We start from the raw sequence: 13,775 nt of genomic DNA on the forward strand, positions 1-13,775 counted from the left end.
GGGCGGTCGAGTGTGACTTTCCACCTGGCGAACGACAGGATGGGCGCATGGTTGAGGAAGGTGCACTTGTCTGGGAGCCGACCGCCGAGGTGATCGGGCGGGCCAAGCTGACCGCCTACCTGCGTGAGCAGGACCGGATCGGCGCGCGGTACGAGGACGTGTGGCAGTGGTCGGTCGACAGCCCGGCGGAGTTCTGGCAGTCGCTCTGGGACTACTTCGAGGTGGTCGGGGAGCGTGGTGACGGGCCCGTCCTCACGGGGACGATGCCCGGCGCGGAGTGGTTCTCCGGCTCCTCGCTGAACTACGCCGAGAACGCGCTCGCCCGAGGCGAGGGCACCGCGGTCGTCTTCGTCTCCGAGGACGGCGCCCGCCAGGAGATCGGCTACGACGAACTGCGCTCGGAGGTGGGCAGGGTCCGCGCCGGTCTGGTGCGGCTCGGCGTGGGGCGCGGCGACCGCGTCGCCGGCTACCTCCCGAACATCCCGCAGGCGCTCATCGCCTTCCTGGCCACCGCCTCGCTGGGGGCGATCTGGTCGGCCGGCTCGCCCGACTTCGGCGTGCCCAGCATCGTCGACCGGTTCCGGCAGATCGCGCCCAAGGTGCTGATCGCGGTCGACGGCTACGCGTACAACGGCAAGAGCTTCGACCGCTCGGCCGCGGTCGCCGAGATCGCCGCCGCGCTGCCCTCGCTGCGCGCGACCGTGTGGATCCCGTACCTGACCGCCGCGGAGGAGGGCCGCCCGCCGCAGCGGGCCGAGCCCGCGCCCGGCCACGCCGCGGCGGTGCCGTCCGGCGAGGTGGTCGGCTGGGAGGGGCTGCGCGCGGAGGAGGGGCCGCTGGAGTTCGAGCGTGTGCCCTTCGGCCACCCGCTGTGGATCCTGTACTCCAGCGGCACCACCGGACTGCCCAAGCCGATCGTGCACGGGCACGGCGGCGTGGTGCTGGAACATCTGAAGTCGCTCTCCTTCCACCATGACCTCGGTGAAGGCGATGTGTTCTTCTGGTACACCACCACGGGCTGGATGATGTGGAACTACCTCATCGGGGCCCTGCTGGTGGACGCGGTGCCGGTTCTGTACGACGGGGCGCCCAACGACCTGTGGAAGATCGCCGCCGCCGAGGGGGTCACGTACTTCGGGGTCGGCGCGCCGTACATCATCGCCTCGATGAAGTCGGACGTACGGCCGGCCGGCCTCGACCGGCTGCGGGGCATCGGCTCGACCGGATCGCCCCTGCCGCCCGAGGGGTTCGCGTGGGTGGCCGAGACGCTGCCCGGCGTGCCGCTGGGCTCCTTCTCCGGCGGCACCGACGTGTGCACCGGCTTCGTCGGCGCCACGCCGCTGCACGAGATCAGGGCCGGCGTGATCCCGTGCCGGTCGCTGGGCGCGGCCATCGCCTCCTTCGACGCAACGGGCAAGCCGGTGATCGGCGAGGTGGGCGAGCTGGTGCTGACCGCGCCGATGCCCTCGATGCCGGTGATGTTCTGGAACGACCCCGATGGCGAGCGCTACCGCGACAGCTACTTCGACGTCTACCCCGGTGTCTGGCGGCACGGCGACTGGATCAAGATCAACGAAGACGGCTCCTGCGTGATCTACGGCCGCTCCGACTCGACGCTGAACCGCGGCGGCGTGCGGATGGGAACCAGCGAGTTCTACCGGGTCGTCGAGCGTTTCGAGGAGATCGCCGACAGCCTGGTCATCGACACCGGGCAGCTCGGCCAGGAGGGCCGCCTGCTGCTCTACGTCACGCTCGCCGAGGGCGCCACGCTCACCGACGAGCTGGTGACGGCGCTGAAGACCACACTGCGCGAAGAACTCTCACCCCGGCACGTGCCCAACGAGATCCGCGAGGTGCCCGGCATCCCGCGGACCCTGTCGGGCAAGAAGCTGGAGGTGCCGGTGCGCAAGATCCTGCTCGGTACCCCCGTCGAGCAGGCCGCCAACCCCGACGCCATGGCCAACCCCGAGGTGCTGCGCCACTTCAGGCCCTGACCGCGGCCAGCGCCCGGCTCCAGGCGACGACCTGGTCGAGCATCATGGTGACCTGGTCCTCCTGGTGGGGGCGCGGCCTGAAGACGCTGAAGTTCTCGAAGTCGGCGTGCAGCAGCAGCTCCACCCCGGCCTGCACGTTGGCCACCTTGACCTGGCCGAGCACCTGCCGCAGGTGCTCGGCCGCGCGTACGCCGCCGCTCACGCCGTAGCCGACGACTCCGGCGGACTTGTCATGCCATTCGGCGTACAGGAAGTCGATCGCGGTCTTCAGGACGCCCGGGGTGCCCCGGTTGTACTCCGGGGTCACGAAAACGAAGCCGTCGTACGCGGCGATCGTGTCCGACCAGGTCTTGGTGTGCGGGTGGTCGTAGACGCCGGAAGCCGCCGCCGCGGCCAGCGCCTCGTCCAGGTGCGGCAGCTGATGGTCCTTGAGGTCGATCAGTTCGTACGCGGCGTCGTCGCGCTTGGTGGCCAGTTCGTGAACCCAGCGGGCGACGGCCTCGCCGTTGCGGCCGGGACGGGTGCTGCCGATGATGATGCCGATCTTCGTCATGCGTTCCAGACTAGGAAGGCGGACGAAGACATCCAATGCGCTGCCGTCTGCATTTTATACGTGAGCGTCTTGCGAGCTATACTGCCGGTGTGGATCTGCTGAGTGACGTGATCGCCTCCATGCGCGTCGGGCGGGCCAACTCGGTCCGGGTGGAGTGGCGTGCGCCCTGGGGTCACTCGTTCCCCGCCGCGGCGGGTTCTGCCGGTTTCCAGGTGGTCCTGCAAGGCTCGTGCTGGCTGCTTCCGCCCGAGGGAGAGCCCATCGCGCTGAGCGTCGGCGACGTCGTGTTCCTCCCGCAAGGCCACCCCTACGTGCTGGCCGACTCGCCCGACAGCGCGATCGCCACGGCCGACTGCGGCGACGGGGAGCGCGAGCTGTTCGCCTCCGCCGTCATGGGCGGCGACGGTCCCGGCACGGTGCTGCTGGGCGGCGGCTACCGGCTCGACCCCTCCAGGCTCCACCCGATCCTGCGCTCGCTGCCGGAGGTCGTCCACCTGCCGGCCCGCCTCGGCCATCATCCCGAGCTGCGCGCCGCCGTCGACCTGCTCGGCGCCGAGATCGACCGCCCGCGAGCCGGGGCCGACCTGCTCGTCTCCTCGCTGCTCGACATGCTCCTGCTGCTGATCCTGCGCACCTGGTTCGACGGCTCGCACGAGCACTGCAAGGTCGACAACTGGGCGCGGGCGCTGACCGACCCGTCGATCAGCGCCGCACTCGACGCCATTCACCGCGACCCCGCGGCGCCGTGGACGGTCGAGTCGCTCGGCCGCGAGGCGGGCCTGTCGCGGGCGGCCTTCTCCCGCCGCTTCACGCAGCTGGTCGGTCAGCCGCCGCTCGGCTACCTGACGTGGTGGCGGCTGGGCACCGCCGCCCACCTGCTGCGCGAGAGCGACGCGCCGCTCGGTGAGATCTCCGCGCGGGTCGGCTACGGCTCGGAGTTCGCCTTCGCCAACGCCTTCAAGCGCGAGTACGGCCTGGCCCCCGGCAAGTTCCGCCGCGAGTCGTGCCGGCTGCCGACGATCAGCGCGCTCCCAGATGCGGCAGGCACGGCTCCAGCCCCGTGATCGTGTAGCCCTCCTCCGGCTTCCAGTCCTCGCGGGCCATGCGGAAGCGCTTGCTGGGCACGGCCTCGCCCTTGCGGTTGTCGACCTGGATGCCGTCCTCCCGGTAGCCGAGCTTCCTGGTCACGCCGAGCGAGGGCAGATTGTCCTCGAACGCCACCGTCCTGGCCCAGCGCGCGCCCAGCCCCTCGAAGGCCAGATGCAGCGCGGCCTTGCGCATCTCGGTGCCGATGCCCTGGCCGTGGAAACGGCGGCCCAGCCAGGAGCCGGTGACCACCTCGCGGGTGACCGCGAAGTCACACGCCGCCACTTCCTGCGTACCGACCACCTGGCCGTCGCGGACCACCACGAAGTTCGCCGTCCAGTCCTCCGGCTTCCAGGTGCCCCAGGACTTGAAGTGGTAGAGCACCGTCGCCTTGGCCCGCTCTCCGGGCTCGGCTTCCGTCCACGGGATGACGAAGGGCATGAATCCCTCCTCGTGCACGCCTTCGGCGGCCCGCTCGGCCAGCTCGTCGAGCTCGGCGAACGACGGCATGTGGAGCTGGAGGTTCGGGGTGGTGATCCGGAGCTTGAAAAGGGGCCAATGGCGCATGCATGCAGGTTTATGCCAGCTAGACGCCCTGGGGCAACCGAAATACGCGGCCCGGGTCGTAGGCCGCCTTGACCTCGGCCAGCCGGGCGGCGTTCGGGCCGTAGTAGGCCGAGCGCCACACGCGCAGGTCGGGGTCGATGTAGTTCACGTAGGCGTGGTCGCCCAGGAACGCGCGCATCTCGCCGTGGACGCCGCGCAGCCAGGTGCGGGAGGTGCCGTCGGCGTAGTACTGGACGCTGTAGAGCGCCGCCCGGTGCGGGAAGGCGGTGTCGCGCACGCCCACCCGGCCGATCGCGCCGCCGAACGCGTCCAGCAGGACCGCGTGCCGCCCCGGCCTGGCCACCCAGGCGACCAGCTTGGCGATGCCCGCCGCGGGGAGCTTGCCGTAGGCGAGGTGCGACTTGGCGGAGAACGTCGTGCGCGGTCCCGGCCCGCCGGCCATGATGCGCATCGCCGTCAGGTACGGCACCACCCGGGCCGAACGGGCCTCCGGCCGCCCGACCTTGGCCACCAGTGCCGCGAGGTGCCGGTTGAGCCCGGTCAGGCCGCCCAGGTAGGTTCCGGCCAACTGGACGTGGAGGCCGCCGCGGTCGCGTATCAGGTGCAGCGTCGACCACAGCTCGTCGGGCGCGCCCGGCGCCCAGTCCTGCCAGGCGGCGACCGCCGCGGCCGCCTTCGACCAGGGCCAGCGCAGGTAGAAGTGGCCGAGCTCACGCGCGGTGTGGGTGCGGAACGTGAACGAGGTGGCGACGCCGAAGTTGCCGCCGCCACCGCCGCGGCAGGCCCAGAACAGCGCGGGATGCCGGGTCGCGTCGCAGTCCAGGACCCGCCCGTCGGCGGTGACCACCCGCACGGACACCAGCCGGTCACAGGTCAGCCCGTACTTCCTGGAGACGGCCCCGATCCCGCCGCCCAGCGCCAGCCCGCCGACGCCGACCGTGGGACAGGAGCCGGCCGGGATGCTCACGCCGTGCCCGGCCAGCTTGGTGTAGACGTCCATGAGCTTGGCGCCCGGCCCGATCGTGGCCAGGCCCGCGCGGTGGGTCACGGCGTTCATCCGCGACAGGTCCACGACGAGGCCGGAGCCGGTGGACCAGCCCGCGTAGGAGTGCCCGCCCGAACGTGCCGTGACCGCGACGCCGGTGCGCCGGGCAAACGCCAGACATTTCGCAACATCTTCCGAGGTTTCGCAGTACGCGATGCCGCCTGGGCGGATGCGGTCGAAAGCCGGGTTGTACAGGCGCTTCGACCGGTCGTAGGCGGCGTCGCCGGGGCGAACCAGGGTGCCCTTGAGCCCGCGGCGCAGGCCCGCCCAGTCGGGTGGCGCGGTGGAGAGGGACAGGGGGACCAGCGCGGCGGCGCCCAGAAAGTCACGGCGGTTCACAGCTCATGTGACGAGGCGGGGCGCCGACGGGTTGGTTACGACTCCATCACCTTCCCCGGCGCCGTGTCAGCGCGGTGACGGCTCCATGTCAGGGCGGTCGGCGAGGGTGGCGCCATGAACGAATCTGTCTACACCCTTCCGGCGATGCCGGCGGCGCGTCAGCCGGGCTGTCCCTTCGATCCGCCCAAGGAGCTGGTCGAGGCGCGCGAGCATGGTCCGATCAGCCGGTTCGTCTTCCCCGACGGGCACGAGGGCTGGCTGGTCACCGGGTACGAGCTGGTTCGGGCGGCGCTGGCGGACCCGCGGTTCAGCTCGCGCAAGGAGCTGATGCGTCATCATCCGCTGATCGACTTCGGTGACATCGAGGTGCCGCCGGCGCCGCCGGGTGAGTTTCTGCTGATGGACGATCCGCAGCACAGCCGGTATCGCAAGCCGCTGGCGGGCAAGTTCACGGTGCGGCGGATGCGGCTGCTCACCGAGCGGATCGAGCAGGTCACGGCCGAGCATCTGGACGCGATGGAGAAGGCCGGGCCGCCCACGGACCTGGTGACCGCCTTCGCCAAGCCCGTCCCCGCCGTCATGATCTGCGAGTTGCTGGGCGTGCCCTATGAGGATCGGGGGTTCTTCCAGGAGAACGTCGAGAAGTTCATGGACGGTCAGACTCCGGACGAGGAGCTGATCGCGGCCTACACCGCGGTGCAGACGTATCTGGCCGAGCTGGTGGCGGCCAAGCGCGCCAATCCGACCGACGACGTGCTCAGCGACCTCATCGAGGGTGATCTGACCGATGAGGAGCTGCGGGGGGTCAGCCTGGTCCTGCTGGCGGCGGGGCTGGACACCACCGCGAACATGCTCGCGCTGGGTACGTTCGCACTCCTGCGGAATCCGGCGCAACTGGCCGCGCTGCGGGCCGACCCTTCGCTCACCGAGCCGGCCGTGGAGGAACTGCTGCGGTACCTGACCGTGGCGAAGACGTCCATACGGACCACGCTGGAGGACGTCGAGCTGGGCGGGCACACGATCGCGGCGGGTTCGGCGGTGATCCTGTCGTACAACACCGCCAACCGTGACCCGGGGCGGTTCTCCGATCCGCACGTTCTGGATCTGCGCCGGCAGGATGGCGGGCATCTGGCCTTCGGGCACGGCATCCATCAGTGCCTGGGGCAGCAGCTGGCCAGGATCGAGATGCGGGTGGCCTTCGCCGCGCTGGTCAGACGCTTCCCGACGCTGCGGCTGGCCGTACCGGCCGAAGAGGTCGTCCTGCGGCCGGAGACCGCCGACATCATGGGGGTCAACAGCCTCCCGGTCACCTGGGACGCGTGACCCATGAGGATCACCGCGGACACCGAGCGCTGTATCGGGGCGGGAATGTGCGCGCTGACGGTCGGTGAGGTGTTCGACCAGAGCGAGGAGGACGGCAAGGTGGTCGTCGTCCGTCCCGAGCCGCCCGCCGAGACGCGGGACGCGGTGCGCCAGGCCGTCGATCGCTGCCCCGCCGGGGCGATCGCCGTCTCCGGCGGAACTTTCTAGCGACGTCCGACGTGCGCGGCGGCCGGTCTTCCGGCCGTCGCGCCCTTTCGCGTCGTGATGCCGCCCCATCTGGGGGTAACACCTGGATAACGTCCCATCTACACGTGTTGCCAACCATGGAAAGGCGGACGAATACTGCGGAATCAACACGAGTTGATACGACCGAAGGGCGAACCCGCAGTGGTCACACGCCGTGATGTGGCACGACTGGCCGGCACCTCAGAGGCCGTCGTCAGCTACGTGCTCAACAACGGGCCGCGCAACGTCGCCCCCCATACCCGCGAACGGATCCTGCGGGCGATCGACGAGCTCGGCTACCGCCCGAACGTCGTGGCCCGGTCGCTGCGCACCAGCCGTACCCACACGATCGGGCTCGTCGTCCCCGACAACGCCAACCCGTTCTTCGCCGAGCTGGCCCGCGAGATCGAGGACGTCGCGTTCGAGCACGGCCTGACCCTGCTGCTCGGCAACGCCATGGACGACGACGAGCGCGAGGCCGCGTACGTGCGGACCCTGATCGACCGGCAGGTCGACGGGCTGATCCTCATTCCCGCCCACGGCCCGCGCGCCTGGCGGTCCCTGCTGGCCGCCTCCCGGGTGCCCTGCATCGTCCTGGACCGCGAACTCGACGACACCCCCGCCAGCCACCTGCTGCTCGACAACGAGGGCGGCGCCCACGAGGCCACCCGCCACCTGCTCGGCCACGGGCAGCGGCGCATCGGCTGCGTGGCCGGCCCCAAGGACATTCACCCCACCGTCGACCGGGTCGCCGGATGGGCGCGGGCGCTCACCGAGGCCGGACTCGATCCGTCGGGGATGCCGCTGGCGCATGGGCCGTTCGGGCGGCGGCAGGGGTACCTGAGCGGGCGGGATCTGCTGTCCCGGGAGGACCGGCCCACGGCGCTGTTCGTGACCAGCGACGAGCAGGCCATCGGGGTGATGCGCGCGGCGGCCGAGCTGGGGCTGACCGTCCCGGGTGACGTCGCCCTGTGCTCCTTCGACGGGATCGCCGCCTCGTCGTACACCGTGCCCGCCCTGACCACCCTCCGGCAGCCGATCGAGGAGCTCGGGCGGCGCGCCGTCGAACTGCTCGCCGCCAAGATCGGCGGCGACGCGACGCGGGGGGAGCGGGTGGTGCTGGAGGCGACGCTGATCCGGCGCGGGTCCTGCGGCTGTCCCGACCCGGTGGGCGGGGTGGACGATGGCTGAGCCCGTGCGGAGCGCGTCCACCCCCGCCATCCGGTACGGCACGCGGGCCGGGAGGGCGTCGCATGCGTCCTGACGGCCTCTGGCATCCGCGCCTGCTGCAGATCCTGTCGGCGGCCGGACACACCGACCTGATCGTGGTGGCCGACCCCGGCCTGCCCGTGCCGCCCGGCGTCGAGACGGTGGACCTCGTCTGGCGCAGGGGCGAGCCGGCCTTCCTCCCCGTCCTGCGCGAGGTGCTCGCCGAACTCGTCGTCGAGACCGCCTACATCGCCGAGGAGTCGCCCGACGGCTTCCTCGACGGCGTCCTGACCCGGCCAGAACGTATCCCGCACACCCAGCTCAAAGAGCTTGCCGCCCAGGCCCGCGCGGTCGTCAGGACCGGCGAGGCCACGCCGTACAGCAACGTCGTGCTCCAAGCGGGCGTTCCCTTCTGAAGGAGACACCAGATGAACAAGAAGATCGTCGTTGTGGCCGGTCTGGCCCTCGCGCTCGCCGCGTGCGGCAAGGAGGGCGGCGGCACGACCGGTGGACAGAGTGCCGCCGCGCCCAAGCCCGGTGAGAAGCCCGGTGTGTGTTTGGTGATGAAGTCGCTGGCCAACGAGTTCTTCCAGCAGATGCAGAAGGGCGCGGAAGAGCACGCGGCCAAGCGCGGCGACCTCACGCTGAGCGTGGTCGGCATCCAGAACGAGACCGACATCGACAACCAGGTCGCCGCGATCGAGAAGTGCGTGACCCAGCAGGCCAAGGCGATCGTGATCGCCCCGGCCGACTCGCGCGCGCTGGTCGCCCCGCTCAAGCGCGCCGTGGACTCCGGCGTGAAGGTCGTCAACATCGACGTCCAGCTTGAGGAGGGCGCGATGAAGTCGGCCGGAATCGCGGACAAGGTGCCCTTCGTCGGCCCCGACAACCGCGAGGGCGCCAAGCAGTCCGGCATGGAGCTGGTCAAGGCCGTCGGCAAGGACGCCGAGGTGGTCATCCTGGAGGGCAACCCGGGCGCCGCCAACGCCACCCAGCGCAAGACCGGGTTCGAGGACGCGATCAAGGAGGGCGGACTCAAACTGGTCGACTCCAAGACCGCCCACTGGGAGACGAACGAGGCCCACACCGTCTTCGGCAACATGCTCACCGCCCACCCGAACATCAAGGGCGTGCTGGCGGCCAACGACAACATGGCGCTCGGCGCGCTCAAGGCCATCGAGGAGCAGGGCAAGAAGGAGCAGATCAAGGTCGCCGCGTTCGACAACATCCCGGCCATCGCCTCCTACGTCAAGAGCGGCGCGGTCGTGTCGACCCTCGACCAGTACGGCGCGCAGCAGGCCGCCAACGGCATCGACTACGCGATGAAGATGATCGCCGGCGAGAACATCAGCGGCTGGCAGAAGACCGAGATCAAGCTCATCACCAAGGACAACGTCGGATGATGCGGGTCACCGGCCTCGTCAAGCGCTTCCCCGGCGTGGTGGCGCTGGACGGCGTTGACCTGGACATCCGGGCGGGCGAGATCCACGCCCTGGTCGGTGAGAACGGCGCCGGCAAGTCCACGCTGGTCAAGGCGCTGGCCGGGATCCACGTGCCGGACGGCGGTTCGATGACGCTGGACGGGCGGCCTTACAGGCCGGGCAGCGCCGCCGACGGACTGGCGGCGGGGATCTCGGTGGTTCATCAGGAGCTGGCGCTGCTGCCGTACCTCACCGTGGCGGAGAACCTCTTCCTGCGCGCGCTCCCGCGCAAGGCGGGAGTGGTCGACCGGCGGCGGCTGCGCACGGACGCGGCGGCGCTGCTGGCCGAGATCGGGCTGGACGTCGCGCCCGACACCCCCGTCGAGCGGCTCGGCATCGCGCAGATGCAGCTCGTGGAGATCGCCAAGGCGATCTCCGCCGAAGCCAGGCTCCTGATCATGGACGAGCCGACCGCGACGCTCACCTCGCGCGAGTCCGGGCGGCTGTTCGGCATCCTGCGCGGGCTGCGCGAGCGCGGCGTGGCGATCGTCTACATCTCGCACCACCTGCAAGAAGTGCTGGAGCTGGCCGATCGGGTGACGGTTCTGCGGAACGGCCGCAGCGTCGTGAGCCGTCCCATGGCCGGTGTCACCGCGCCCGACCTGGTGCGGGCGATGGTGGGGCGGGACCTGGCCCAGGAATACCCGCCGCTGCCGGAGCGGGCGCCGGGCGAGGAGACGCTCAGGGTCACGGGGCTGCGGGTGAGCGGCTTCGAGGGCCCGCTGTCGTTCTCGGTGCGGGCGGGGGAGGTGGTGGGGTTCGCCGGGCTGGTGGGGGCGGGCCGTACCGAGGCGATGCGTGCGATCTTCGGAGCCGACACCGCCTTGGCCGGAAACATCCAGCTTCACGGGCGGAAGGTACGCATCCGCCACCCCAAGGATGCCGTGCGGCACGGCATCAGCCTGCTCACCGAGGACCGCAAGTCACAGGGCCTCGTCCTGGACCTGCCCATCAGCGCCAACGTCACCCTGGCCAAGCTGCGCGGCGCCCTTCTCTCCTTCAAGCGGGAACGCGCTCTCGCCCAGCGGCTTGGCGGCCGCCTGCACCTGCGCTCGGCCGGAGTCTCCCAGCACGTACGCACGCTGTCCGGTGGCAACCAGCAGAAGGTCGTCCTGGCCAAATGGCTCAACGCCGGATCCGACGTGCTCATCGTGGACGAACCCACCCGAGGCATCGACGTAGGCGCCAAATACGAGATCCACGAGCTCCTGCTCGGCCTGGCCGCCGAGGGCAAGGCCCTCCTCGTCGTCTCCTCCGACCTGCCCGAGCTGATGGGCATCTGCGACCGCATCCTCGTCTTTTCCCGCGGCAAGATCGCCGGAGAGGTGGCCAGAGCCGACTTCGACGCCGAGCACATCCTCACGCTGGCCTACTCGGGCTACCTCAAGAACGGTGAAAAACCATGATCAAACGGCTCGTCCTCGGCGAGGCGGGCATCGGTGTCGCCCTGGTGGTGCTCGCGGGATTCTTCGTCCTCGCCGCCCCGAACTTCGCCACCGAGCAGAACCTCCGCAACATCATGACCCAGATCACGCTGAACACGGTGCTGGCCGTCGGCATGACGTTCGTGATCCTGGTGGGCGGCATCGACCTGTCGGTGGGCTCGTCGATGGCACTGTGCGCGGTCGTGTCCGGCACGATGATGGCCGGATCGTCCTCCCCGGCGACCCTGGTCGCCGCCATCCTGGTCAGCGTGCTCGTCGGCGGAGTCGTCGGCTGGCTGAACGGCTTCATCTCCGAACAGTGGCGGGTCCCGTCGTTCATCGTGACCCTGGCCATGCTCAACATCGCCCGTGGCGCGGCCGAGCGCTACACCGACGCCGCCACCATCTACAACCTCCCCGCCGCCCTGAACGACTTCGGCACCCTCACCCTGATCGGCATCCCCGCCGTGTTCTGGGTGGCGGTACTGCTGGCGGGCGCCGGCTGGTTCGTCCTGTCCAGGACGGTGTTCGGCCGCCTCATCTACGCGACCGGCAACAACGAGGAAGCAGTACGCCTGTCCGGCCACAAGACGTCCCGCATCAAGATCGCGGCCTTCGTCATCGCCGGCTTCACCGTGGGCATCGCGGCGATCCTGTACATGGCCCGCCTCAACATCGCCAGCCCCATCCTCGGCCAGGGCTACGAACTCAACGCGATCGCGGCGGTCGTGATCGGCGGGGCCTCACTGATGGGCGGACGCGGCTCCATGGTCGGCACCTTCCTGGGCGCCTGCCTGCTCGGGGTCCTCACGAACGGGCTGTTGCTGATGGGGGTGTCCGACTTCGAACGCCAGATCATCACGGGGCTGGTCATCCTGGTGGCCGTGGTCCTGGACGCGTACCGACTGAGGCTGGCCCGCAAACTCGCCGTCACCCAACCCGCCCAGCCCGCCACCCCGGTGGCGTCCTGACCCTACTTGGTCGGCGGGTTGGGCATGATCCCACGTTCCTGCCCCGGGCATCTGGGCGACGCCCGGGGCGAAGCGCGGCGCTGCGGGTCCAGCCGCCTTCACCGTTGGCGACGGTGCCGGCGCTCCGTCCCTCGAGGCCTTCAAGGACACAGAGCATGTTGTCACCGGCCGCAGCACCTGGCCTCCGGGGGCAAGTGGGTCCAAGCTAGGGGGAGTTAAGGACCCGCGACAACCGGGAAACCGGGCCTTCTGTCGATGGCCTGAGGCCGACCGGAAATCAGGCGTGGACACCCTTACGCTTGCGCAGGATGTCAACATGCGCCTTTGAACAGCCAGGACCCTTACGCTTGCGCATACCTTAGAGTTGGCCTAGGACCAACCTCTATGTAAGAGCTAAGAGGCCAAGGTTAGACCGTCGAATACCCAGGGAGCCCTCGGTGGATGCGCAAGCGACGCCGGTTGATGATCAGTCTGTGGCGGGCCTCGACGATCTGGCGCGGCAGGCCGCAGCGGAGTTCGGGGGCCGGATCGGGACTCGTCGGCGCACAGCCGGGGCGCCACTGCGCAAGGGGTTCGTTTCGACGGAGTTCTACACCGGTCAAGGCAGCCCGCCGCTGGCCAACCTGCTGCGTGGTGGCGGACGCGGCGGCCAGCTCCGGTTGAAGCTGTACCTCAGCTTGCTCTGGCTGAGCGCGAAGGAGCCTTATGACTCCAGCCTGCCCGCGCGAGCGTGGGCCGCGCTTCTCGGATTGGCCGATCACGAGACCAGAGGGGTGCGCCGCGTCCAAGAGGCGATCCGAGACCTGGAAAGCCACAACCTGATCTCGGTCCGCGACCGCGGCGGCCATCCCAGCGTGCTGACCCTTCTGGACGAGAACGGCCAGGGGCAGGCGTACCTGACACCCTCCGACGTCTACAGCCGGCTGCAGAGCCTCAACGCCCAACCCGAACAGCTGCGTCCGCACCGCTACTTCCGCATCCCCTCCGCGCTGTGGACCCAGGGCCACATCGCGCGGCTCGGCGGGCCGGGGATCTCCATGCTGCTGGTCCTGCTGTGCGAGCAACGCGAAGCTGGAAACGACGTCTGGTTCTCCCCTCGTGTGGCCAAGGAACGCTTCGACCTGAGCCCTTCCACTCGCAGCCAGGGTCTTCAGGAGCTTCGTGACCTCAACCTCGTAGACACCCGGATGAAGGTCACCAGCGAGGACGGCACCTACATCACGTTCCAGCGCCGCCGTAACGTTCACCGCCTCTCATTCAAGTAGCGGGTCCGGCTGGGCCGTCTCTGCCGTATGGCGGCCGGAACAGCGTGGTACCTCAACCGAGGAACTCCGCGACGGTGTTGAGCCACGCTTGCCCCATCACCTCATCCGGTTGCGGAGCAATCCGATGCCCAGGATCGATCACACCCGCGCCGGTTGGGGTGGCAGCACCTGGCCGACCACCCAACCGGGCAACGGGTGGGAATCTCTCAGGAAGGCAGCCCGAGCGGAGCGAGGCCCTACAGGGGCCGGGCCTCGGCCCGGCTGGGAGTGCGCGCGTAGCGTAGCGGAGCACC

General features: G+C 69.9%; 13 protein-coding genes. 10 read left to right on the plus strand and 3 right to left on the minus strand.

Annotated features, from left to right (window positions below):
• Positions 1-47 precede the first annotated feature (47 nt).
• On the plus strand, positions 48-1,994 hold the full coding sequence (locus tag ACIBKY_RS03085; protein WP_397093942.1) for an acetoacetate--CoA ligase: 1,947 nt from the start codon (positions 48-50) through the stop codon (positions 1,992-1,994).
• Here ACIBKY_RS03085 and ACIBKY_RS03090 read toward each other — a convergent pair.
• A complete protein-coding gene (locus ACIBKY_RS03090) occupies positions 1,984-2,547 on the minus strand; it encodes an NADPH-dependent FMN reductase (RefSeq protein WP_397093943.1) in 564 nt (187 codons plus the stop codon). The two genes, ACIBKY_RS03085 and ACIBKY_RS03090, sit on opposite strands and share 11 nt — an antisense overlap.
• An 89-nt stretch (positions 2,548-2,636) precedes the next feature.
• Between ACIBKY_RS03090 and ACIBKY_RS03095 the strand changes: the two genes are divergently transcribed.
• Positions 2,637-3,611 carry an AraC family transcriptional regulator gene (locus ACIBKY_RS03095; RefSeq protein WP_397093944.1) on the plus strand — a complete coding sequence of 325 codons (975 nt, stop codon included), beginning with the start codon at positions 2,637-2,639 and terminating at the stop codon, positions 3,609-3,611.
• Here the strand turns inward: ACIBKY_RS03095 and ACIBKY_RS03100 are convergent.
• Both ACIBKY_RS03100 and ACIBKY_RS03105 read right to left on the minus strand, forming a co-directional pair.
• Positions 3,568-4,200 (minus strand): GNAT family N-acetyltransferase, encoded by a 633-nt coding sequence (locus tag ACIBKY_RS03100; protein WP_397093946.1) that lies wholly within the window; start codon positions 4,198-4,200, stop codon positions 3,568-3,570. The genes ACIBKY_RS03095 and ACIBKY_RS03100 overlap by 44 nt on opposite strands.
• Before the next feature lie 19 nt (positions 4,201-4,219).
• A complete protein-coding gene (locus ACIBKY_RS03105) occupies positions 4,220-5,584 on the minus strand; it encodes an FAD-binding oxidoreductase (RefSeq protein WP_397093948.1) in 1,365 nt (454 codons plus the stop codon).
• Between the two features lie 114 nt (positions 5,585-5,698).
• Between ACIBKY_RS03105 and ACIBKY_RS03110 the strand changes: the two genes are divergently transcribed.
• The 8 genes from ACIBKY_RS03110 (at position 5,699) to ACIBKY_RS03145 (ending at position 13,482) form a co-directional block, all read left to right on the plus strand.
• The gene (locus tag ACIBKY_RS03110) at positions 5,699-6,907 is read left to right on the plus strand and encodes a cytochrome P450 (RefSeq protein ID WP_397093950.1); all 1,209 of its coding nucleotides are present in this window, start codon (positions 5,699-5,701) and stop codon (positions 6,905-6,907) included.
• A 3-nt stretch (positions 6,908-6,910) separates the two neighbouring features.
• Complete coding sequence (locus ACIBKY_RS03115) at positions 6,911-7,114, plus strand: ferredoxin (RefSeq protein ID WP_397093952.1); 204 nt, start codon at positions 6,911-6,913, stop codon at positions 7,112-7,114.
• A gap of 198 nt (positions 7,115-7,312) precedes the next feature.
• Entirely contained in the window at positions 7,313-8,323 is a 1,011-nt protein-coding gene (locus tag ACIBKY_RS03120) for a LacI family DNA-binding transcriptional regulator (RefSeq protein WP_397093953.1), read from the plus strand.
• 62 nt (positions 8,324-8,385) lie between these two features.
• Positions 8,386-8,757 (plus strand): D-ribose pyranase, encoded by a 372-nt coding sequence (gene rbsD, locus ACIBKY_RS03125; protein ID WP_379609828.1) that lies wholly within the window; start codon positions 8,386-8,388, stop codon positions 8,755-8,757.
• A 12-nt stretch (positions 8,758-8,769) separates the two neighbouring features.
• Positions 8,770-9,744 carry a sugar ABC transporter substrate-binding protein gene (locus ACIBKY_RS03130; RefSeq protein WP_397093955.1) on the plus strand — a complete coding sequence of 325 codons (975 nt, stop codon included), beginning with the start codon at positions 8,770-8,772 and terminating at the stop codon, positions 9,742-9,744.
• Entirely contained in the window at positions 9,741-11,228 is a 1,488-nt protein-coding gene (locus ACIBKY_RS03135) for a sugar ABC transporter ATP-binding protein (RefSeq protein WP_397093956.1), read from the plus strand. The genes ACIBKY_RS03130 and ACIBKY_RS03135 overlap by 4 nt, the downstream gene beginning before the upstream one ends.
• A complete protein-coding gene (locus ACIBKY_RS03140) occupies positions 11,225-12,217 on the plus strand; it encodes an ABC transporter permease (RefSeq protein ID WP_397093958.1) in 993 nt (330 codons plus the stop codon). Before ACIBKY_RS03135 ends, ACIBKY_RS03140 begins: the two co-directional genes overlap by 4 nt.
• Positions 12,218-12,654: 437 nt before the next feature.
• On the plus strand, positions 12,655-13,482 hold the full coding sequence (locus ACIBKY_RS03145) for a hypothetical protein (protein WP_397093960.1): 828 nt from the start codon (positions 12,655-12,657) through the stop codon (positions 13,480-13,482).
• The last annotated feature ends 293 nt before the right edge of the window (positions 13,483-13,775 follow it).

Origin of the sequence: Nonomuraea sp. NPDC050394 (assembly GCF_044459065.1) — a bacterium.
Classification (GTDB): Bacteria; Actinomycetota; Actinomycetes; order Streptosporangiales; family Streptosporangiaceae; genus Nonomuraea.

Coding starts and splice junctions, on each gene's coding strand:
- ACIBKY_RS03090 (WP_397093943.1), bottom strand. CDS start 2,547: ATGACGAAGATCGGCATCATCATCGGCAGCACCCGTCCCGGCCGCAAC.
- rbsD (WP_379609828.1), top strand. CDS start 8,386: ATGCGTCCTGACGGCCTCTGGCATCCGCGCCTGCTGCAGATCCTGTCG.
- ACIBKY_RS03100 (WP_397093946.1), bottom strand. CDS start 4,200: ATGCGCCATTGGCCCCTTTTCAAGCTCCGGATCACCACCCCGAACCTC.
- ACIBKY_RS03085 (WP_397093942.1), top strand. CDS start 48: ATGGTTGAGGAAGGTGCACTTGTCTGGGAGCCGACCGCCGAGGTGATC.
- ACIBKY_RS03140 (WP_397093958.1), top strand. CDS start 11,225: ATGATCAAACGGCTCGTCCTCGGCGAGGCGGGCATCGGTGTCGCCCTG.
- ACIBKY_RS03110 (WP_397093950.1), top strand. CDS start 5,699: ATGAACGAATCTGTCTACACCCTTCCGGCGATGCCGGCGGCGCGTCAG.
- ACIBKY_RS03135 (WP_397093956.1), top strand. CDS start 9,741: ATGATGCGGGTCACCGGCCTCGTCAAGCGCTTCCCCGGCGTGGTGGCG.
- ACIBKY_RS03130 (WP_397093955.1), top strand. CDS start 8,770: ATGAACAAGAAGATCGTCGTTGTGGCCGGTCTGGCCCTCGCGCTCGCC.
- ACIBKY_RS03115 (WP_397093952.1), top strand. CDS start 6,911: ATGAGGATCACCGCGGACACCGAGCGCTGTATCGGGGCGGGAATGTGC.